The organism is Bradyrhizobium sp. 33ap4, from assembly GCF_032654765.1.
GTDB classification, from domain to species: domain Bacteria; phylum Pseudomonadota; class Alphaproteobacteria; order Rhizobiales; family Xanthobacteraceae; genus Bradyrhizobium; species Bradyrhizobium australafricanum.
On sequence record NZ_JAUMTJ010000025.1, the window covers coordinates 89,195 to 110,424 of the forward strand.

Genomic DNA, 21,230 nt, shown 5'->3' on the forward strand with positions numbered 1-21,230 from the left:
GACTGCTTAGCCCAAAAACATCATGCCCGAAACGCACCTCCTTACGTTTATGGCTGCTTGCGCCGTCGATGCGAGCAGCGATGTGCAGCGAGGAATTGAAACCTACCGAGCGCTTATTGGCGTGCCTCCTGAAGATGCCGACATTGTCACCGACAGCAATTTCGATTGCCATGTCCTGGCGTCGATCCTGGCGGCCGCCTCGATGGATGGTGGTGCGCTTCCCGAGAAGGCCGGCCTGTCGGGCCACGAGCTGGCGGCCCTGCTGGGGCTCTATTTTCCGTCGGTTGAGGTCAAGATCTCGGGGCAGCTCCTGGCGTCTAAGTGCGATGAAAATGACGAAATCTCGATGGTGCGCGATCTCTTACTCAAGCAACGCTCGACGGAAGGGCATATCGGCGCCTGGCTGGCCGCCATGATCGCCCGCCGCTCCATAGAGCCAGATCACCTGTGGGAAGATCTCGGGTTGCGCAATCGTGGCGAACTCTCGCGGCTACTAAGCCGCCACTTCGCGCCCCTCGCCGCGCGCAATATCAACAATATGCGCTGGAAGCGCTTCTTCTACCGCTCGCTATGCGAGGACGAAGGCCTCGTCATGTGCACAACGCCCGTGTGCACACAATGTAACGACTTCAATCTCTGCTTCGGCGAAGAAAGCGGCGAGAGTCGGATGGCCGAGCGCCGGCGCGACCTTCTGTTGCAGGCAGCTCGCCCGGAAGTCAGTGGCGACTGGCCTATTTGAGTTGCCACAAGGTTCCTCGATCTCCCGGTCATCTGATAACGCATCGCGGGCTTTGGCGAACTTCGCAGGAGCTGAAGGGCGAGGCTAACGCCATTCGATGCGGACGCGACTATGAGGTCCAAGGCAATGCCGAGCCACAGGGGCTTCGCAACGTTTTCCGCATCCCATAGTGCAATCGCGTCAACATTCGAGTTCAGCGAGGCAAGAGGCAAGGTGAGGCGTCCGCTTCGTGCACCTGTCGCGTTTGCGACAATCCAATTGCGAAGGTCAGCCGAGGAGAAGAGCGTATCATTTTCAACGGGTTGTCAACGATGGCGGGCTGGCATGCGGGTTGCTGAAGCGCTCTAGGTCGAAAACAATGAGGAGCCCTTTCGTGATGGCCGCCACCACCACAGCCAAACCGCCTTGGTCCGAGCAGGCGCACGTCAGGCCGACCGTGCTCAACGACACGACATTACGCGACGGCGAGCAGGCGCCTGGTGTTGCGTTCACCACAGAGGAAAAGCTGGCGATCGCGCAGGCTTTGGCGCGGGCCGGCGTGACGGAGATCGAGGCGGGAACGCCCGCGATGGGCAACGAGGAGATCGCCGCCATCCGCGCAATCGTCGAAGCGGAGCTTCCGCTGACCACCATAGGCTGGTGCCGGATGCGGCAAGCGGACATCGATGCCGCGATCGAAGCGAAGGTGTCCATGGTCAATATGTCGATCCCAAGTTCCGATGTGCAGATCGCGGCCAAACTTGGCGGTTGTCGCGACCTGGCGCTGGAGCAAGTGAAGCGAGTAGTAGGTTACGCCCGCGAGCAGGGACTTGAGGTCGCCGTCGGCGGCGAGGACTCCTCCCGCGCCGACATCGATTTTCTCATCAGACTGGTAGCAGCCGCAAAAGAGGCGGGAGCGCGGAGATTTCGTATTGCCGATACGCTCAGTGTGCTCGACCCGGATACAACCTTCGCGCTGGTTGGAAATTTGCGTGCGACCACGGATCTCGAACTCGAGTTTCATGGTCACGATGATCTTGGTCTCGCAACCGCCAATACGCTCTCCGCCATCAAGGCCGGCGCGAGCCACGCCTCGGTAACCGTTATCGGCCTCGGCGAGCGGGCCGGAAATGCACCGCTCGAGGAGGTCGCGGTCGCACTCAAGCAGCTCTATAGCCGCGAGACTGGCATCATACTGTCGGAGCTCGAGAACGTCGCTGCGGTGGTTGCAGCCGCAGCCGCACGTGCGATTCCTCTGAACAAGGCCATCGTCGGAGAGCATGTGTTTACGCATGAATCGGGCATTCATGTGGATGGCCTTTTGAAGGATCAACGCACCTACCAGTCGCTTGACCCGGTTCTGCTTGGGCGCCGCAACCGTTTTGTGATCGGCAAGCATTCCGGGCTGTCGGCGATCACCGCGTTGCTCAAAGAATTACAGCTCGTCGCCAGCACCGATCAGGCCAGACAGATCCTGTCGCAAGCACGCAAACATGCCGTCGAGCACAAGCTGCCGGTCGAGCGCGAAACCTTGGTGGCGATCTGGCGTGATGTGTGCGGATGCTTGGCGACCCACCCGGCGTGACCAGCCCCGCCCAGCAACGTCTGGGATACACTCAAGACGAGGAACACTGGCCTGCCTCCGCATGGTTGCACGAGGGGGCACGCACTACGATGACCCAGCCTCTGCCGCCTTTTGGCCGACCGTCCACCCGCTGATTCAAAGGGGATTTTTCGATGAGTAACTCGCACCCAACAGCCGGTATCCTGGATCGGCTCAGCAAGGCTTCGTCGGCGGAAGAGTTTTTTTCAGTGCTGGGCGTCGATTACGACCCTATGATCGTCGATGTCGCGCGCCTTCACATCCTAAAGCGCATGGGACAATATTTTGCCAATGAGCAATTCGCAGGTGTCGCAGAGCCGGACATCAGAGCTCGTTGCAAAGCGATGCTGGAGCAGGCCTATGCCGACTTCGTGGCATCGTCGCCAATCGAGCAGCGGGTGTTCAAGGTTTTGAAGGATGCCGTCGCAGACCGTGGCAAGCCGACGGCCTTTGTCCCATTGAGCGAGCTGAAATGATCTTACGCTGACGGCTCCTCGTGCAGGCTTCGTCTCCTTCCATCAACTCTCTCCGCCAGGACTCGCGCGACGCTGTCGTATTCCCGACCCTTGTCCGAACGGATCGTCTCCTGGGGATTAGCAGCCGTTCCAAGTGCCTCATAAGCCATTGAGTTCGCCCGATTTACTTGGTTCTTGCAACTGGTACGACACTTGCTGTTGTCGTGTCGATCCAGTCATCGATGCAATAAATGGTAGCCGTCCGAAATGAGATCTGAAGGAAAACCTTTCACGTTGCGCCTACTGCCTACCGAGTTGTACGGCAACATTTCGTGGCTCACGCTCGCGCAGTGCCAAGCGAGCTGGCTTTTGATGGGATTAAAGCCACTATCGAGCCCGCGAGGGCGGCCAACGGGTAAGCCGCCCGTCCACGCTTCAATTGGGAAGCGTATGCACATCTTCGTCAGCATCAGGCGGGTGCCCGCTTGTGCGCAGATCTACATCTACCCCAGGGCCGATAGCAACATGCGCCAGAAAGAGGGGACAACGGTGGCCCACGCGAGTCACCAGCGCTGGCGGCCGAGCACTCATCGCATGATAGCGCGGGGGCAAGATCACCCGGGTCGTTACTGCCGATGTGGAGCGCTAGACCGAAAGCGAGGTGCAGCTCTTGCGAAGCAAGCGGACCCGCGTACTCAAGCATGGACAGGGTCAACCAGGGTGATCGCAGCGGCCTGGCCGCCTCGCTGGCGCTTGTCGAACGGGGCCCACAGGAAGCCTGTCTCCAGGCCCTCTCGGAATCTGGCCCGCTCCGTGCGTTCGCCCCGAGCGACGCCTCTCGTTGCGCGGTCGGGCCGCACCGAGCAGGCGGAACCACCGTGCAGCCGGCCATCTGCTGAGCAAAACTGATCTTCAGCCAACCGAACTGGAAACCAATCCTGTGGCGCGGGCGCGCGCACTATTGAGGGGAATTTAAAACATGAGCAATGTCAGCAAAACGGCTGCGCCGGCGGCGGCCGGCCGCGCGGCGGCCAAAAAGGAACTGCCGGAGCACTTTAAGGCCTACAAGCATGTCTGGGTTTTCGTCGAGCAGGAGCGTGGCCAGGTGCATCCGGTCTCCTGGGAACTCATGGGGGCGGGGCGCAGACTTGCCGACAGGCTGAAGGTGAACCTCGCCGCGGTCGTTATTGGTCCGGAGGGGCAGCCGACGCGTAACGCCGCACTTGAATCCTTTTGCTATGGCGCCGATCTGGCCTATCTCGTGAGCGATAATGTTTTGTCGGATTACCGAAATGAATCCTATACCAAAGCGCTAACTGAACTCGTCAACACCTACAAGCCTGAAATCCTGCTGTTGGGCGCAACGACACTCGGTCGCGATCTTGCAGGTTCGGTGGCGACCACCTTGTCGACGGGGCTCACCGCCGACTGCACCGCGCTCGATGTCGACGCAGATGGGTCCCTTGCAGCGACGCGTCCGACCTTTGGCGGCTCGTTGCTGTGCACGATTTATACCTTGAACTACCGTCCGCAGATGGCAACCGTCCGGCCGCGCGTCATGCCGATGCCGGAGCGTGTCGTCCGCGACGCCGCTCGTATCATCATCCATCCGCTCGGTCTTGTCGAAGACGATATTGTCACGAAAGTGCTGACGTTCATTCCCGATCGCGATTCCGAAACATCAAATCTGGCTTATGCCGATGTCGTCGTCGCCGGCGGCTTGGGACTGGGATCGCCCGAGAACTTTCGGTTGGTGCGAGAGCTAGCAACTCTTCTTGGCGCCGAGTACGGTTGCTCGCGTCCTCTGGTGCAAAAAGGATGGGTGACGTCTGACCGGCAGATCGGCCAGACCGGCAAGACCATCCGGCCAAAGCTCTACATTGCCGCCGGCATTTCCGGCGCAATTCAGCACAGGGTCGGCGTGGAGGGGGCGGACCTGATCGTCGCGATCAATACCGACAAGGACGCACCGATCTTCGATTTCGCTCATGTCGCGATCGTCAGTGATGCCATGCAGTTGCTCCCGTCGCTGACGGCCGCATTTCGCGCCAGGCTCTTGCCGAATTCGCGCGCCCGGCTCGCGGTCTAGAGGAGATGATGTGATGATTGAAGAGAAGTTCGATGCGATCGTAGTCGGAGCCGGTATGGCCGGCAACGCAGCGGCGTTGACCATGGCCAAGCGCGGCATGAAGGTGCTGCAGCTCGAGCGCGGCGAATATTCCGGATCGAAGAATGTGCAGGGCGCAATCCTCTATGCCAACATGATGGAAAAGCTGATACCCGAGTTTCGCGAGGAGGCGCCGCTCGAACGCCATCTGGTCGAACAGCGGTTCTGGATGATGGACGATCGCTCCCATGTCGGCGTGCACTACCGCTCGGATGACTTCAACGAGGAGCGGCCGAACCGATACACGATCATACGCGCGCAGTTTGACAAATGGTTCTCCTCGAAGGTGCGGGAGGCCGGCGCGACCGTGCTGTGCGAGACGACAGTCACGGAGCTCGTACGGGACGACCATGAGAGGATCGTCGGAGTTCGTACGGATCGCCGCGACGGCGAAATACACGCCGACGTCGTCGTGCTGGCCGAGGGGGTCAATGGTCTCCTCGGCACGCGGGCGGGCCTGCGCCCGCGGCCGACACCCGATAATGTCGCGCTCGCTGTGAAGGAAATGCACTTTTTGCCTCGCGAGACGATCGAGGCGCGTTTCAATCTTAAGGGCGACGAAGGCGTCGTGATCGAGGCTGCCGGTACCATTTCCCGCGGCATGACCGGAATGGGTTTCATCTATGCCAACAAGGAGTGCATCTCGCTCGGCATCGGCTGCCTCGTCGCCGATTTCCAGCGCACCGGCCAGACACCCTACGGCATGCTCGATCATTTCAAGCAGCATCCCTCCGTGGCGCCGCTGATCGCAGGTTCCGAAGTCAAGGAATATGCGGCACATCTCATTCCTGAAGGCGGGTACAAAGCAATCCCGCAGCTCTACGGTGAGGGTTGGGTGGTGGTGGGGGATGCGGCACAGCTCAACAATGCCATTCATCGCGAAGGCTCCAATCTTGCGATGACCTCAGGCCGCATTGCGGCCGAAGCGATCGCCCAGGTCAAATCGCGCCGCGAGCCGATGACCGCAAAAAATCTGTTGCTCTACAAGAAGATGCTGGACGAGTCCTTCGTCATCAAAGACCTCAAGAAGTACAAAGACATGCCGACGCTGATGCACACCCATTCGCAAAACTTCTTTCTTACCTATCCGCAGCTTATCTCCAAGGCGCTTCAGAACTTTGTACGCGTCGACGGTACGCCGAAGGTTGAGAAAGAGAAGGTGACCCTGAAATCCTTCGTCAAGGCGCGGTCATGGACAGGTCTGTTCGGGGATGCGTGCCGTTTTGCCAGGGCCTGGCGCTGACCGGCAACAGTGTGAAATCGAACAATGGAAGGCCAAAGAATGAATGTTGAGCCCTCAGTGCGCGTCGAAGACAAGCTGTACTACAACCGCTATCTTGTCGATGTCGGTCGCCCTCACGTCACCGTGCGCCCGCACACCACGCCGTCGCCGCAGCTACTTGCGCTTTTGAAAGCCTGCCCTGCGCGATGCTACGAACTTAACGACAACCGCCAAGTCGAGATAACCGTCGACGGCTGCATCGAGTGCGGCACCTGCCGCGTCATCGCTGAACCCACCGGCGACATCAAATGGAGCCATCCGCGCGGCGGGTACGGCGTGCTGTTCAAGTTTGGCTGAGAGTGCAGCGAAAGGCGGCGGTGAGATCGCCATCACAAGGAGGATCTCGCCGCCTTTGTGGCGTATTCTGGCTCGTCTGCACTCAAGATGAAATTCAAACGAGGCAACCGAGGAGATGCCCGCAAGACTCAGATTGAGAATATCATGCTCGCTTGAATGCCGAGGATTGGTCGTGCCGCAATGGAGTGGCGCCGTAAGCGGTGTCGATCCGACCGCGCAAAGGAATCAGCCCGTCGGCTTGGACGGGGCGCGCCCGGCGGCCTCGATCGCAACCGCCACTGATTGCACAATCGCAGCAAAGCGCACGGCAGCCTGGATCACTCCGGAACTGACGCCCTCAGTCCGCAGCGTCTTCTCATGAGCGTCGATGCAGGCACCGCAGCCATTTATAGCCGAGACCGCCAGCGACCACAGCTCGAAATCGGATTTATCCACGCCAGGATTGCCGATCACGTTCATGCGCAATCGTGGCTGCATGGTCTTGTATTCCGGGTTGGACGCGAGGTGAACGAATCGGTAGTAGACGTTGTTCATCGCCATCACAGAGGCTGCGGATTTCGCTGCGGCGATCGCCGCGGGCGTCATCACGGCAGCTGCTGCCGCTTCGATCGCGGCGATCAAGGCTGCATTGCGAGTGGCAATCGCGCTCGCCAGCAGCAGGCCGTATTGTCGCTGCGGCGACAGCGTATCATCGGCCAGCAAGGACGCCAAATTAAGCCTGACGTCCTTGGCGAAATCGGGAATCGTCTCATTCAACTGCTCAATCGACGACATGCTGCCTCACGCAACCTTCAGCGTTTCGCCGCCGACTTCGCGGTTGCAGGGACAGAGTTCGTCGGTCTGCAGCGCGTCCAGAACGCGGAGCGTGTCCTTGGGGCTACGCCCGACGTTGAGATTTGTCGCATAGACGTGTTGGATTATGTTGCCGGGGTCGACGATAAAGGTGTAGCGATAGGCAACGCCCTCAGGTGAACGTACGCCGAGGCCGTCGACTAAGGTTCCTTTTGTGTCGGCAAACTGCCAAATCGGCAAGTTGTGCAGGTCTGCATGCGAGCGCCGCCAGGCGAGCTTGCAGAACTCATTGTCAGTCGAGCCGCCCAGTACCACAGCATCGCGATCGGCGAATTCCTTGGATAGCCGGCCGAACTCAGCAATCTCGGTCGGACAGACGAACGTAAAATCTTTGGGGTAGAAAAAGATGATCTTCCATTTTTCTGGGAAGCTCGTTTCGGTCAGCGTCTCAAACGCGCTGTGTCCTTCTTCTTCCTGCGCCTGAAAGCCGGGCTTCACGCCTGTGATTTCGAACGGCGGCAACTGACTTCCAATTCCGAGCATGCTGACCTCACAAGTGTGCTTTGCGTAAATTGTGTCGTCATCGGTGAAGCAAGCTATATGCCATCCGTTCTCGAGATCGGATTGTCGCGACTAAGATCACCAGCGGCTTGGCTGCAAGCATTTGGTCTTGAGGTCTGACGGCCCTAACATCCACCTCTAATCATGCTGTCTGGATGCGATGCTCGATTGGTTGAAACGTCGTGAACGGGTGCGTACCTGACGATTGGGCTGCCGTAGTCCAAGTTAGCAACCGAATTTCTCGACCAGCGATTGAACCGCTGGTTGAAAACGGTTACTGCCGACCGAAAATGGATTCACGGCGCCCTCGCAGAGCAGCTTACGTGTGAAACGGCTGCTGATGCTAAGGCTTTTTTTGTGGGCGGCGAAGGAGCCCCAGGGGCGATTCCGGAATCGACGCCGGCGATATTCTCGCAGCCGTCATCAGGCTGTCCGGTATCATCGTCCCCAAATAGCTCCAGCTAGGGCTGAAGGCGCGGCGTCGCCCCGGGCGCGTGGAGACAACGCGCCACCATTCTTCTACAGCTTGACGATCGCAAAGTAGCAGCGTGCCAACATCACCGGTAAAAGCTCTCCAGTCGGCAAGACATTTTCTTGGAACAGCTGTCAGGAGCGGCGTACCCCGAGTGATCGCATCAACAAATTCAGCGCGCAGGCCGCGGCCAACCGCTTCCTGTTTGGCGAATTTGCTGATCACGAGGAGATCGACTTTGTCGCGAAGCGCCTGTGAAACGACAACTGCGGCCTCGGCCAATCCGTTTGTATCGAGTTTACAGGACGCCGCCCCGCTGCCGAGTAGCTGGGAAATCGAGATCTCTCGCCCTGTGGCAACATCGATTGCGAGCATAACGTCCGTGCCGTTTGCATTCCTGAAGTGTCGCTGGACGATGCCGCCGACGCGTACGTCATGCCGCGCGAGATCCTGGACGAAATCGGCAAGGAGCTCGTCGGCGTCATCGTCTGGCTGGTAGAGAACCGCCGCCACATCTGTCGGATCGATATCATCAAGGTTGTCGATCATGGCCATGATCCTAGTTCGGTTCGTTTCGCATGTTAGCTCTTTTCTGTGGAATATCTCCTACTGGTGTCGCAGGCGTTATGAGCAGCCGCTCGGGGGGGTGAGACCGGCAAGGCGCGCGCGACCTCGGCGAATACGTCCATTCCGTTACTGAGCCCCAGCTCATCAAACGAGCGGCGAGTGATGCGCGCCAAAAGGGGAACGCCGGCACGGCCGGTTTCGAGCGCCAGAACCAACGTGATCTCAGCTTCATCAAGCGGTACGAAGGCTTTGATGCGTGCCGGAAAGACATTCAGGAAGGAGCTTGCGCGCGGAGCGTCGCGCGCGATGCTGACATCGGTGGCCGCAACGCGTAGCCGTAGCCGGGCGCCGGGTCGGAGCGGCGGCCCAGGTATCAGCAGACGCGCTCCTCTGAGGCGGACGATGATCAGGCCATAGCGCCCGTCATAGCCGCCGACTACGGTATCAACGCAAACCGCCGCTTCGTCGCGCGCGGCAAGTGCTCGGTCACTCTGAACGACATGCAGCGGCCCCGCCGCAGTCACATTGCCATGCTTCATTATGACTAGATAATCGGCAAAGCGCTCGATGTCCGCCATGTCATGGCAAATATAGATCATCGGCAACGTCAGTTCCTCACGCATACGCTCGAGAAATGGCAGAATAGCGCACTTGGCGGCACGGTCGAGCACAATGAGTGGGTCGTCCAGCAATAGTAGCCGCGGTTGGGCTAGTAGCGCGCTGCCTAGGGCAAGTCGCTGTCGCTCGGCGCCAGAAAGATGTGACGGGGATCGATCAAGCAGTGGCGCCAAGTCGAGCAATTTAACTACACCGTCAAAGTCGATCAGTGTCGCTCTCGATTTCGATGCGTTGTATAGAAGGGTGCGCTTGACAGACAAATGGGAAAAAAGAATCGGTCGCTGAAATACATATGCGACGGGACGAAGATGAGGCGGCCGAAACGTCGTCTCGTCCTGCCAAATTTCACCATCGACGCCGCAGAATCCACTCGGCAGACGCTGGATGCCGGCAATGCAGCGCGCGACTGTGGTCTTGCCGCACCCTGGAGGACCGAAGACGGCCGTGACACCTTTGGCCGGGGCGCTGAATTGCGCATCCAGCGGGATCCCTGCGATAGCGCCGTTGAAGGCGACTTCAATATAGCCCGGTTTTGCTTCTCTCACGTGCCCGCGCCTATGCTGCATCTTTCCATCAAATCACGACGAGAATGATCGCAAAGGCGATGATCACCATGCCGCCGACAATCCAGTCTGTTTCGCTCCAGCGCGGCGTGTCCGCCCCGAGGAGGCCAAAAGCTGCCGCGGCAGCATTGCAGATCGACGGTGTTACGCCGGCCGGCATCTTGAGCATCTCCCTCTCATCGAGGATCGTGGCAATCGAACGCTGCCGGAAGCGCTTACCGATCACACATGCAAGGCGGGCGTCCAGTATCGCGGCATCCTCGGCCAGCTTGGTCCGACTCAGTTTGTCCGCCGGCTGGACGGGCGCGGCTTGCGTCGTTTGGCTGTAGACACGTCGACTATCCCCAGAGCTTGATACCGCCTCATGGCCGGCGATCCGCCCGAACGGCGCCGCAGCGCTGGTGGCCGATGTGAAGTGTGCACCGACGCCCGCATTCATGGCTTCTGCGACTTCAGGAGCAAGCAGCATCAAGGCCAGGTCGAATAGAATCAATCGGAAAAGCCTCATTGGGACTCCGAAGATGGTCCGCCGCGGCCGCTTTTTCTCGCGGCTGTTCCTTGCTCCTCGCCCAGCAATCTGCGTGCCGGTTAATAGCATGGTGCGCGGGGAGACCTCGTGCATGGTGAAGCTCGCATTCGCCCCGACCCCGCGTATGAATCGCCCCATGGTGTCGTCGAGTTGCAGACATCCGCGTCGCGAACCGGCCGTCCAGGTGGGACGGGATAAAGCTGAAGATGATACTGTCGGCTCTTGCTGCGATGGGTTGGAGAGGCTGCGACCGTGACATTCACCGCTCATGCGGAGGTCGGCATTACGATTTATCGTCCGGCTGTTTTGCGCCGACGAAGGGAGGGGCGTTCATTGGCTTCATTTGGCCACTTAGCCAGAAGTTTAGTGACCTCTTGGACGGTCATTTCAAGGATGCGCCCCTATCGTGAACTCATGAGCATCACGATCTAGCCCTCGTCCACAGCCTTTGCGATCGTCCTTGCAGTTCTGAGGGCGATATCTCAATGCGAATTCACAATTGATCCCTGATCTCATCACCAGCACGTAGGGCAGTTTCATCTGCAATCAATCGCTTGCGCCAACTGCCTGGACCGCTCTACGCCGGCGTTTGTGGCGAAGGAAGAGGCGGGCGTCGCGTTGTTAGCTTCTCACGGCGCATTCATCTTGAACACGCGGTGCTAGCTCGCGGACTGGCCCGCCAGCAGTGCGGCGCCGCCCTTAGAGGTTATCAGGAAGATTCTCACGGCTGACCCAGCCAGGCGCCATTTGTGCTTCGGGCTGTTCCAACGGCGAGTCAAGCTTGTCGGGACCGGGAGCGATGGCCGACCATCTAGTCTACGATCTCGCCACATGCCGGAAAAGCTCTCAGCGCATTCATTTCGTCGGCGGACTGCGGCCAGCGTGTCGAGAGAAATCTAAGAGTAGCGTTTTACGGTTTGTATCCACCGCGCATCAGGTAGTTATCGTCGGCGGATTCACCTAAGTATCGACCGATAGATCGACTCAGTCCCGCGCTACCCGGAGTTCCAGAGTTACTTGTTGGAGTGGTTCGTCAAGGGGCGCGACAAATAGTTACCTTTGCAATGACATTCCCCGGCGTCGTCGGCCGCAGATGATCACGCGCAGCGTGCGGGTTGTGCTCGGCCTCAGATGCATGCCTTGTTTCAACACCACCGATCTCGTTGCGCTGACGGCATCGTGGTCAAGAAAGCCGCAGGGCCTGCGAGTTAGTTTGTTGGCATGGTTCCTGCTCACCACAAGCGGCGTGGAAGTGAGGCATGTCGACGAATTGTTCGTCAGAGTACCATACGGCTCTGCCCCGAGGCGGAGTGCAAAGTTTCGTGTCGCTTAACGTGCAAGAAGGTCAGCCACGTGGAGTATTGCATACCGCGAAGAAATCTCAGATCGGTGTCGGCATGCAAGACAGGAGTGTTGATCATCATGTGCAAAGTTGGTGCCCTAATCCTTGCACTGTTGGCCCAGCAGGAATGCAAAGCCGCGCACGGCCTGGTAGACGAAGTCGTGAATGCGTCGGTTGGGCGGTCCGATTACGAGCGGGCGCTCACGATCGAGAACCGATATGGCCGGCTTACCGTCAATGTCCCCGACGTGCCGTTCTGGCTCGGGGAGGGCGAGGCGTTCGTCTATCGGCGGACGACCCAAGGCAAGCACCAGTTCATGCTGGTTGATGCGGACAGAGGCTCAAAGCAGCCGGCTTTTGATCAAGCCGGTCTCGCGGCGGCGCTGAACAGGGCGAGCCACAAGAACTATAAGCCCGAGGATCTTCCGTTCGACCATTTCAAGCTGACCGATAAGGGCGGCAAGATTACCTTCAACATCGAGCATACGCATTGGAGCTGCGATCTTGTAAGTTATGCCTGTACAGGCAATGCCATGCATCCGGGCACCTATCAGCAGAGCCCCTACGACGACACGCCGCCGGCAGAGAACGATCCGGACAAGACAAGCGCATCACCTGACGGAAAATGGCTAGCCTACATTAGAAACTACAATATCTTCCTGCGCAGCCAGGACGGCTTGCAGGACATCCCGTTGACCTGGGACGGGGCTGAGAGTGACTATTATGCTCTCTCGACGCTAAGATGGTCTCCAGCTTCAACTCACCTAGCCGTCTACCGAGTCCGTCCAGGCCACCAACGGGAGGTCCATTACCTCGAATCATCGCCGGCGGACCAGCGTCAGCCCAGACATTTGACCATGGTGTATCCAAAACCGGGTGATACCCTAGCGCTGCTCCAGCCTGTGCTGTTTGAAGTCAGCAGCCGACGCGCGATCGCAATCGATAATGCCGCGTTCCAAAATCCTTACGGTCTTTCGGCGATCCAGTGGTGGGAGGATGGGCGGGGATTCACCTTCGAATACAATCAGCGTGGGCATCAGCTCTATCGTCTGGTGGAGGTCGATGCCGCCACGGGCCAAGCGCGATCGCTGATTGATGAGGCCAGCAAGACCTTTGTCGACTACCAGCCATTGGTGATGAACCGGGTGAACACTGGAAAAACGTTCCGCTACGACGTCGATGATGGGAACGAGATCATCTGGGCCTCGGAGCGCGACGGTTACGAGCACCTCTATTTGTTCAACGGCCGGACAGGCGAACTCAAGAACCAGATCACTAAAGGAGAATGGGTGGTCCGTGCGGTGTATTGTGTCGATCCGATAAAGCGTCAGATCTGGTTTGGCGCCAGCGGAATGAATCCTGGGGAGGATCCCTATTTCGTCCATGCTTATCGCATTGACTTTGATGGGAAAGGACTCACGACGCTGACGCCTGAGCCAGCTAATCACCACATCGAGTTCTCACCTAGCGGTCGCTACTATGTCGACCTGTGGTCACGCATCGGCGTTGCGCCCCGTATGGTGCTGTACCGCGCCAGTGATAATACCGAACTGATGCAGGTTGAGAGCGCCGATATTTCCGAGCTCATTGCCGCTGGCTGGCAGCCACCGCTCAGCTTCCACGCCAAAGGGCGCGACGGCGAGACGGACATCTGGGGCGTCATTCACTTGCCGATCAATTTCGATCAGCGCAAGCGATATCCCGTGGTGGAGCACATCTACGCGGGCCCCACCGGTTCCTTCGTTCCAAAGTCCTTCTCAGCTTCAATCGAGCCGCTCACACAACTCGGATTTATCGTTGTTCAGATCGACGGAATGGGTACCAACCACCGCTCGCGTGCGTTCCACGACATTGCATGGAAAAATCTGAAGGACGCTGGCCTTCCCGACCGGGTCCTATGGCACAAGGCGGCGAGCGCGAAGTATTCCTGGTATGATATATCCAACGTCGGTATTTTTGGCGCGTCCGCCGGTGGGCAGAACGCGGTGAGCGCGTTACTTTTCCATCCTGATTTCTATAAGGTCGCGGTCGCGAACAGTGGCTGCTACGACAATCGGCTAGACAAGATCTGGTGGAACGAACAGTGGATGGGGTGGCCGGTCGGCATGGAATATTCGCAATCCTCCGCCGTCGACAATGCCGACAAACTACAAGGTAAGCTGCTGCTCATAGTCGGCGAAATGGACCGCAACGTGGATCCGTCCGCCACGTTCCAGCTTGCCGATCGGCTCATCAAAGCGGGAAAATACTTCGATATGCTTTATGTGCCAGGCGCAGACCACGGAGCACCGGGCAGTTATACACAGCTCAAGCTCCTGGAGTTCTTCGTCCGTAACATTCTCGAGCAAATAACGCCAGACTGGAACGCGGAACCAATTGAGCTACCGAAGAGCAAATCAGGCCATGATGGCTGACTTCCCATCGACATCGACGCCCCGGGCCGTGGTGCTCCACGAGTGCGTTCTCGAAACTGTGGTATGCCGTTGCCATTTCCCACGAGGTGTCCCGAATTCGCCAAATGCCGGCGTGCGTAATCCATCCTGATCGGCGCACGCACCTGCCGACGCTACGATCAAGGGTGGGTTTCCGGCGGCCTCATCAATTTTACCCCTGATCAGAACGCGAACGCCGCGCGAGCCGCGATCGGCATTGCGGAAGCCTTGCGACGTCGCGCCTGGTGCTTTTGCTCCAAATGACAGGCGGAGGCGCTCAGGCAAGCGTGTGCTAAAAACCGAGAGAGTATCCGCAAAAAAGCAGAGCCGGATCCTTGATTGTGAGTTCCAGATTGAGATGATGTATCTTGACTTCGCTGCGGGAAGCACGAGTGCCCGCGCCATTCTCTTTTGGCAGTTGACGAACGCCTGGCTCAGGTAGGTGACAACCCTATTTGTCGATTGACGGCTTTGGCGTTGTATCGGTACGCGTGGGCAATATCGGATAATCGATCTTAGGCAGCTGCCCGGTGAGTGAATTTAGAAACGAGACGATGTCGTCTTGTTCTGTATCGTCGAGCTTCGCGCCGAGCTGTATCTCACTCATCACGCCAACAGCTTGCTTGAGGCTCCAAACTTGGCCTGAATGGAAGTAGGGGGGACGCAATGCAACATTGCGCAACGGCGCGGAACGGAAGACATACTCGTCGCTGGGCACCTTGGTGACGGCGAAACGACCCTTGTCGTCCCTCGGCAGCAGGTTTGCGGTTGGCCGTTCCATCACACCGAACGGGAAGTAATTCTGGCCGCCTATGTTGATACCATTGTGGCAGGATGAGCATCCTTTTTCCATGAATAGCTTTAGTCCTGCTTTCTGCTGATCACTGAGAGCATACGCATCGCCCTCGAGGTATTGATCGAACGGGGAGGCGGGTGTGATCAAGGTTGCCTCGAAAGCCTCGATAGCCTTGGCAAAATTATCGAAGGTGATGGGCGTCGCATCGGTCGGGAACGCCTTGCTGAACATGACGATATAGTCAGTCATCGAATTCAATGTGTTGAGAGCGCGAGTGGGCGTCGCATTCATTTCAGCACTGGCCTGGACGGGACCTGCGGCCTGCGCCTTGAGGTCAGCCGCGCGCCCGTCCCAGAACTGCGCCACATTGAAGACTGCGTTATACACCGTTGGCGCGCGACGTGAACCTAGCTGCCAGTGATGACCAATCGACCGCGGGCCGGCATCTGCTCCACCGGTTCCAAGGTTGTGACATGTATTGCAGCTAATGACCCCGCTCGCCGATAGCCTCGGATCGAAGAACAGGCTTTTGCCAAGTGTGACTTTTTCGTGGGTGATAGGGTTGTCCTTGACCGCAGGAATGATTGATGGAATCGGCTTGAAAATCTGTCTCGCCGCACTCATCAAATCATCATCGGCTCCTGCCCTTGACGACGTCAGAATCCCAGCCGCTAGAACGCATAACCTCCCGACGATACAAAGCTCTCGTGCGGCTGATTTCCTCATCTAAGCCTCGCTGCGTCATTTGTGAAAGTCGCGAACAGAGTACGGCGTCCCGGTTGCCAGTTGTCATGGAATGAGTCTCAGCAGCCAAAGACGAATGGCATCTTTTCGGGATGCTCACCCAGGTCTCATCAGCTGTCGCTGTTCGTAGCAACCGTCGTGCCAGTGGAGTTAATGGTGTGGGTCGTTGATTTGTCTTGAACGATTACGGAAATAGCATCTGTCGGCTCGGACGTTTTGGAATCGGCCGATCGTCCATAGTCACCACGCTCAGTCCTGCGATCCAAACCTTTGGGCCAAGTCGTATACTGTCGATCCCGCGCCTTTGAGCGGCAGGCTTGCGACCTAGGTCGGACACCGAACAAAGCGAGCTGCCTCGACGCAACCCGTTGCGCGATCGACGCGACTAAATCATGCGCCCCTGCGAAATTCTTCAACAATGCGTGCTGTCCCAGCTTAGCCGTTATGGACCAGCGTGCGATGACGTTGCTTATGCGCGACAGGCGCTAAGCATGTAATTGTCGGCAGGCTCGCCTTAGCGTCTTCCATCAGAATATGGATATGCTCATCCTGAAACGTGTTGGAACGTGCCCGGCGATTAAAATGCTTGAATCGACCGTAGCGTCAGGTTGTAGGCAGCACAAAGCAGGATCGGGCGCCTTTGCAGAAATGTCATGTTGGGAACTAACGTCGCGAATGTCACAAGAACTAACGCATTACCTAAAGTGAGCTGCGTACGCTGCAAATGCTGCCAGCCGTGTTGGCCTGGCGAGAGGGCCTGGTGCGCGCGATGCACCGACGATTCGTTAGTACCGAAACAATGATGCCGAGTGCGCAGTGGAAGACTGCTCCCGGTGATGCGGCGACTTGCTTTTCCCAGACAGATGATACTCGCGGGGAGGAACAGTGAAGGGTATGCAGCTCAAGAGAGGTTTGTTGAAACAGAAACAACGAGGGGATTGGACTTGCCGTGTGCCTCGCCATGTAATCGCCTTTGTTTCGATTGCGATCGCAGCTACGTGGTGCGCGGGATACGCTCGCGCCCGCGAACTAAGATCAGAAGAGATCTTGACGTCTTGCAGACCAGACGTGATGCGCTTCTGTGACCGCTTTACAGGACGTGGCGATGTGGACGCGGCCATGTTTTGCCTGAGGGATAATTTCAAGCTCCTACGTGTCGAATGTCGCCGGGTGATGCCAATCGCGGCGCAGAGAAAGGGCGGATCGAAAAAACGAGGGGTCAACAACGTCCCAATCGTCCTGCATCGGGAGTGAAAACGGAGGGCTTCTTGAGCACGGGAAGCCGCTTGCATTAGGCGCCGATCGTGCTTCCGAAGGAACCGGTTGGTGCCGTTGCGGGCTCCTCAACGAGCGGTTCAATGGATTCGCTAGAGCTGACGGGACTGCTTCTCGTTGAGTGCACCCCAGAACTCAAGACCAGAGGAAATGCGGTCGTCAGGAGCCTTTCGAAGGCGGAAAGCTGTTCGAGCAGACGCTTCTCAACGGCCTCACTCTCCTCGAGAGGCAGCTCCGTTTTAAGCAGCCTACGACAGCGCCAGATCTCGTTTCGCACCCATCTGATTTCACTTAATCTATCATCGATCGAAGTCATCACAAATGCAGGTTCGGTTGGCATTGGAATTACAACGCGTACGCCTCAGCACTGCGCAGTCGCTGCATCCGCGTTTATGCGATGGACTGCGTCTGAACGTGCGACTTGTCGTCATTGCCCGGCGCATGTGGCGAGCGATTCGATGTATTCAAGGCTCCTATCAAGCGATATCACTTTGCGCTAAGTGCGCGACCGGAATTTGCCGCGGATCGTTGCGGTTTTTCTGCGTTACAATCGTGCGAGTTGCGGAATTCCTGCGCTCCACAGGGGATCAGAGCGGGAGCTCGCGACTGCAAGCATAGCGATGTTGACCTCGAGCGGCGTACGCTATCTCGCAGCTTCATTGCGCTTGCCGTTCCCGCGCTTATCGGCGGACGATCGCGATCGTCTTCTCGATGGGAGGGGACGCGCGCTCACCGACATCATGGAAATGGCGTGGCGGAAGTATTGTCCCCTATAGATAAGAGGAGTTCAACCGCGATATCCTGCGCGCGAATCGATCGACGAATGCAGGAGCGAGCTTGGGATCTCAGATGGAGAATGGCAGTTTAAGTCGTTTGAGCTGAATAAGGCTTGCACTGATAGTCATTGCGATCGTCGGTCGTGCAAAGTGCAAGCCAACATTTAATGGCTTGAACCTCACGCTGCGTCAGGTTGTAGGATGTAAAGCCGTAAAGACAAAGGCAGGCTGGCGTGACCATCGAGTGAGTCAATATGATCCGGCAAGCGAGCTTCCTGTTGCCGATTGTCTCACTCGCGGGCCAGGGGCGAGTAGGTGCATCGATCGGCTGGGACGATGCCGTGTTGGCTGTTATCAGCTGCGCTGCAACACCGGAGTCGCGATATGCCACGAGGTAATGGAATGATGCGCGTAGAATTGCTGACAGCGGCTGCAATCGCATTTCTCGTCGCGCAGTGAGAGCGCCTTCGGTGAACAGCCCGGCTCTCGCAAGCAGATGCCTAAACTGCATAGGCGGTTACTATCAGCCAGAAGCGAAAACCGGCCGCATTGAGCTCGTGGCCGCACAAGGCGCTGCGGCGAAAGCTCGGAAGATCCCATGTCTGCTCAAGCCAATCTGACCGCGGCGCTAACCGAAATCGATCGTGCTCGCGACATCGTTGAATTCTCAACTGTGGTGGTTGCGCGCGATAAGCAGCTGCGCAAGACGGACCATCCGGTCTTTTTGCAAAAGGCAGCCCTTGAGTTTCAATCTAGGTTCCTGCCAAATTTCGAGGAAAGCATCCGTGCCGGGAAGTCGTGGGGCTATGCCACGACGTGCAATGCAGTTAGCCGAAAGGCCGGAGGTCAGGCCGGCCGGGACGCATGCGAGAGAATAGCTTGTCATCTGTCGCTGTTTGACCATGCGCTGATTGGGAAAATCGGAATAAGGGCGCTTTCCATATTTGCAGCATCATTCGGTCGGCACTCCAACAGAGCGGAATGTCGCAAAGGGGCAATCAGAATAGCTAAGTTTTGTCGCGACGAAAGCAGGCCGCTTCAAGAGTTGAACAACCTGAGCCTGGCGGCGCTGATAAACGGCTTCAGTAAATGGCCGGAAGAAGCAGAGTTTCGCCAGGCAGCGGTTGCAATCGCGGGCGATGTCATTCGGCGCGCAGGCCGTCATCACCAGCTCTCTGACTTTACACAGCAAGGATTGGTGAGCCTGGTCAACGGATTCAGCAAATGGCCGGATGAGGCGGCCTCATGCAAGGCGGCAGCCGTGCTTGCACGCGAAATTCTGCGTCGTTCCGGCAGGCTCTGCGAATTTCCTCAGCAGGGATTAGCCATCCTGGTGAACGGCTTCAGCAAGTGGCCGGAAGAGCTGGCCTGTGGTCAAGTCACGATTGCGATCGCGGGCGAAGTTCTTGGACGGGTCACCCGATTTCCTGAGCTTAGCGAGCAAGATCTAGCAAATTTCGTGAATGGCTTCAGTAAATGGCCGGATGAGGCAGTCTCTCGTCAGGCCACAGTCGCGATTGCAAGTGAGCTGCTGCGCCGTGCTGACCAGCTTCCTCATTATAGTCAACAGGGACTGGCGAACCTGGTGAACGGGTTTTGCAAGTGGCCTGACGATGCGACATGTCGTAAGGCGGCAGTCGCGATCGCTGGCGAGGTACTTTGGCGTGCTGCCCAACTCCCCGATCTTACTCAGCAGGGGCTGGCGAACCTGGTGAACGGTTTTAGCAAGTGGCCGGAAGAGCCGGCGTTTTGCCGCGCAGTAGTCGCACTCGCTCGTGAGGTTCTGCGCCGTGCCACTCAGCTCTGCGAGTTTTCACAACAGGGACTAGCGAACTTAGTGAACGGCTTCAGCAATTGGCCGGAGGAGCTGCCCTGTGGTCAAGTGACCGTTGTGCTCGCTGGCGAAGTCCTTCGCCGCGCCGGGCGGAGGACGGGGCTCTCAGACTTTACCGGCCAGGACCTCAGGGGCCTGGTGATCGGTTTCAACAGATGGCCGCAGGAGAGCGCGGCTCGGCAAGCCACGATCGCGATCGTTAATGAGGTCCTTGGCCGCGGTGTCCGGTTTTTTGACTTTACCAAGCCGGAATCGGAGAGTCTGTTGGATGACTTCAGCAGATGGCCGCAAGGCGCTACGGGCAATGAGGCGATAGCGAAGATCATCGGGGAGCTGCAACTCATACAAAGTGAAGCTACCCAGCCTCGTACGGGGGAGAAGTGGTCCAACCAAACGAGGCAATCGACCAAAGAAATCTCTTCCTAGCCGTGTTCAACGCGCATGATGCGGCGACGTCGCAATACGACAATCCCACGCAGCGATGCTCTCGTGATGCGTCGGCGGCGTCTACAGTTCACAGAATCGAAAGAAAATCAGGAGGATGTAGTTCTTGGTCCAGGCTGAGAAGGATGTCGTCGAGCAGATGCTCTCATCATTGACGATCAGCTTGTTGCAGAATCGTGTCGCGCCTTCCTATGAACAGGTGATGCATCATTTCGGCTTGGCCTGCGAGAGAGCGGGGCTGGTCGCGACGGAAGAGGTGGCAATCCGGATATTGAAGCGCGTCTCACGTGAGATCAACGAGGCGCATTCGGTGCTCGAGTTTGTCGGTCGCGGCGCGGATCTACTACATTGAGGTCGAGGTTAAGGACTTCCATCGCATCTGCAGATGCAGCTGTTCAATTGTTCAACCGAAAAGGCCTTCCGGCAAGTGCCAGGTCGTCAGCTTTCGTTGGCCGAAGCCTGCGGCAACGTGAGTCGATCTGGCGAGGATCGGTCCTCGCCGCCAGATGTCGGAATAGGTTGGAGTTCGTCATCCAGGAAGACATAAGCCAGCCCTTGCCGATTGCGTCGGAGCGCCCCGTCTCGCAGTGAAGCGCGAGCGATCTTACATGGGTTGCGCGCTTTCAACCTAGGGCACCGATGTGGCTGTCTGAACGAGCAGGCAGGAATTGTGGCCTCGCGCGCAACGGGGGCTGCAACTGGCCGTCTCAGCGCCGCCGTCGAGGCGCCATGAACAGCGAGCAATTTGCCAAGCTACAAACTCCGTTGATCCTCGTCCGCGTTTCGTCAGTACACCGTTGACATCTAAGCGTCGAGAGAGGCCGATGGCTAGACCTCCGCCCCTTGTTGCTCGCTCCGAAGCCCGTCAGCTTATCGACAGCTACGTCTCGTAGCAGAAGATCTTTGCTGGTTGGCGGACAGGTCCGGCTTCAGATCTGGCGGAAGAGAACTGGATCATCATCA

At 58.0% G+C, this 21,230-nt stretch carries 15 protein-coding genes; 9 read left to right on the forward strand and 6 right to left on the reverse strand.

Annotated features, from left to right (window positions below):
• The first annotated feature begins 22 nt into the window (after positions 1-22).
• The 6 genes from Q2M23_RS20700 (at position 23) to Q2M23_RS20725 (ending at position 6,522) form a co-directional block, all read left to right on the forward strand.
• Positions 23-739, forward strand: coding sequence for a nitrogen fixation protein NifQ (locus Q2M23_RS20700; RefSeq protein ID WP_316396833.1), 717 nt, complete (start codon positions 23-25; stop codon positions 737-739).
• 376 nt (positions 740-1,115) lie between these two features.
• Positions 1,116-2,303 carry a homocitrate synthase gene (gene nifV / locus Q2M23_RS20705; protein WP_316396834.1) on the forward strand — a complete coding sequence of 396 codons (1,188 nt, stop codon included), beginning with the start codon at positions 1,116-1,118 and terminating at the stop codon, positions 2,301-2,303.
• 152 nt (positions 2,304-2,455) lie between these two features.
• Positions 2,456-2,797: a nitrogenase stabilizing/protective protein NifW gene (gene nifW / locus Q2M23_RS20710; RefSeq protein WP_092084212.1), complete on the forward strand. Its 342-nt coding sequence runs from the start codon at positions 2,456-2,458 to the stop codon at positions 2,795-2,797.
• Positions 2,798-3,755: 958 nt separating this feature from the next.
• Positions 3,756-4,865 carry an electron transfer flavoprotein subunit alpha/FixB family protein gene (locus tag Q2M23_RS20715; protein ID WP_057018220.1) on the forward strand — a complete coding sequence of 370 codons (1,110 nt, stop codon included), beginning with the start codon at positions 3,756-3,758 and terminating at the stop codon, positions 4,863-4,865.
• A gap of 13 nt (positions 4,866-4,878) precedes the next feature.
• Complete coding sequence (locus Q2M23_RS20720; RefSeq protein WP_092084210.1) at positions 4,879-6,186, forward strand: FAD-dependent oxidoreductase; 1,308 nt, start codon at positions 4,879-4,881, stop codon at positions 6,184-6,186.
• 39 nt (positions 6,187-6,225) lie between these two features.
• Positions 6,226-6,522 (forward strand): ferredoxin family protein, encoded by a 297-nt coding sequence (locus Q2M23_RS20725; RefSeq protein ID WP_316396835.1) that lies wholly within the window; start codon positions 6,226-6,228, stop codon positions 6,520-6,522.
• 225 nt (positions 6,523-6,747) lie between these two features.
• Here Q2M23_RS20725 and Q2M23_RS20730 read toward each other — a convergent pair whose 3' ends face one another.
• From Q2M23_RS20730 to Q2M23_RS20750, 5 genes are all read right to left on the reverse strand, one after another.
• Positions 6,748-7,296 (reverse strand): carboxymuconolactone decarboxylase family protein, encoded by a 549-nt coding sequence (locus Q2M23_RS20730; protein ID WP_316396836.1) that lies wholly within the window; start codon positions 7,294-7,296, stop codon positions 6,748-6,750.
• Between the two features lie 6 nt (positions 7,297-7,302).
• Positions 7,303-7,857: a peroxiredoxin gene (locus Q2M23_RS20735; protein WP_057018224.1), complete on the reverse strand. Its 555-nt coding sequence runs from the start codon at positions 7,855-7,857 to the stop codon at positions 7,303-7,305.
• A 361-nt stretch (positions 7,858-8,218) separates the two neighbouring features.
• Entirely contained in the window at positions 8,219-8,896 is a 678-nt protein-coding gene (locus Q2M23_RS20740) for a DUF2478 domain-containing protein (protein ID WP_316396837.1), read from the reverse strand.
• A 32-nt stretch (positions 8,897-8,928) separates the two neighbouring features.
• A complete protein-coding gene (gene modC, locus Q2M23_RS20745) occupies positions 8,929-10,077 on the reverse strand; it encodes a molybdenum ABC transporter ATP-binding protein (protein ID WP_410469744.1) in 1,149 nt (382 codons plus the stop codon).
• A 28-nt stretch (positions 10,078-10,105) separates the two neighbouring features.
• Positions 10,106-10,717, reverse strand: coding sequence for a hypothetical protein (locus tag Q2M23_RS20750; RefSeq protein WP_316396839.1), 612 nt, complete (start codon positions 10,715-10,717; stop codon positions 10,106-10,108).
• 1,329 nt (positions 10,718-12,046) lie between these two features.
• On the opposite strand from Q2M23_RS20750, the gene Q2M23_RS20755 reads away from it, so the two are divergent.
• Entirely contained in the window at positions 12,047-14,380 is a 2,334-nt protein-coding gene (locus tag Q2M23_RS20755; RefSeq protein ID WP_316396851.1) for a S9 family peptidase, read from the forward strand.
• 469 nt (positions 14,381-14,849) lie between these two features.
• On the opposite strand, the gene Q2M23_RS20760 is transcribed toward Q2M23_RS20755, so the two are convergent.
• Complete coding sequence (locus Q2M23_RS20760) at positions 14,850-15,920, reverse strand: cytochrome-c peroxidase (RefSeq protein ID WP_316396840.1); 1,071 nt, start codon at positions 15,918-15,920, stop codon at positions 14,850-14,852.
• Positions 15,921-18,587: 2,667 nt separating this feature from the next.
• On the opposite strand from Q2M23_RS20760, the gene Q2M23_RS20765 reads away from it, so the two are divergent.
• On the forward strand, positions 18,588-20,249 hold the full coding sequence (locus Q2M23_RS20765) for a hypothetical protein (RefSeq protein ID WP_316396841.1): 1,662 nt from the start codon (positions 18,588-18,590) through the stop codon (positions 20,247-20,249).
• 124 nt (positions 20,250-20,373) lie between these two features.
• Entirely contained in the window at positions 20,374-20,619 is a 246-nt protein-coding gene (locus Q2M23_RS20770; RefSeq protein ID WP_225648923.1) for a hypothetical protein, read from the forward strand.
• The last annotated feature ends 611 nt before the right edge of the window (positions 20,620-21,230 follow it).

Excerpts from the sequence above, each read along its gene's own strand:
- Q2M23_RS20700 (WP_316396833.1), top strand. The coding sequence starts at position 23 with ATGCCCGAAACGCACCTCCTTACGTTTATGGCTGCTTGCGCCGTCGAT.
- nifV (WP_316396834.1), top strand. The coding sequence starts at position 1,116 with ATGGCCGCCACCACCACAGCCAAACCGCCTTGGTCCGAGCAGGCGCAC.
- nifW (WP_092084212.1), top strand. The coding sequence starts at position 2,456 with ATGAGTAACTCGCACCCAACAGCCGGTATCCTGGATCGGCTCAGCAAG.
- Q2M23_RS20715 (WP_057018220.1), top strand. The coding sequence starts at position 3,756 with ATGAGCAATGTCAGCAAAACGGCTGCGCCGGCGGCGGCCGGCCGCGCG.
- Q2M23_RS20720 (WP_092084210.1), top strand. The coding sequence starts at position 4,879 with ATGATTGAAGAGAAGTTCGATGCGATCGTAGTCGGAGCCGGTATGGCC.
- Q2M23_RS20725 (WP_316396835.1), top strand. The coding sequence starts at position 6,226 with ATGAATGTTGAGCCCTCAGTGCGCGTCGAAGACAAGCTGTACTACAAC.
- Q2M23_RS20730 (WP_316396836.1), bottom strand. The coding sequence starts at position 7,296 with ATGTCGTCGATTGAGCAGTTGAATGAGACGATTCCCGATTTCGCCAAG.
- Q2M23_RS20735 (WP_057018224.1), bottom strand. The coding sequence starts at position 7,857 with ATGCTCGGAATTGGAAGTCAGTTGCCGCCGTTCGAAATCACAGGCGTG.
- Q2M23_RS20740 (WP_316396837.1), bottom strand. The coding sequence starts at position 8,896 with ATGATCGACAACCTTGATGATATCGATCCGACAGATGTGGCGGCGGTT.
- Q2M23_RS20750 (WP_316396839.1), bottom strand. The coding sequence starts at position 10,717 with ATGCACGAGGTCTCCCCGCGCACCATGCTATTAACCGGCACGCAGATT.
- Q2M23_RS20755 (WP_316396851.1), top strand. The coding sequence starts at position 12,047 with ATGTGCAAAGTTGGTGCCCTAATCCTTGCACTGTTGGCCCAGCAGGAA.
- Q2M23_RS20760 (WP_316396840.1), bottom strand. The coding sequence starts at position 15,920 with ATGAGGAAATCAGCCGCACGAGAGCTTTGTATCGTCGGGAGGTTATGC.
- Q2M23_RS20765 (WP_316396841.1), top strand. The coding sequence starts at position 18,588 with ATGTCTGCTCAAGCCAATCTGACCGCGGCGCTAACCGAAATCGATCGT.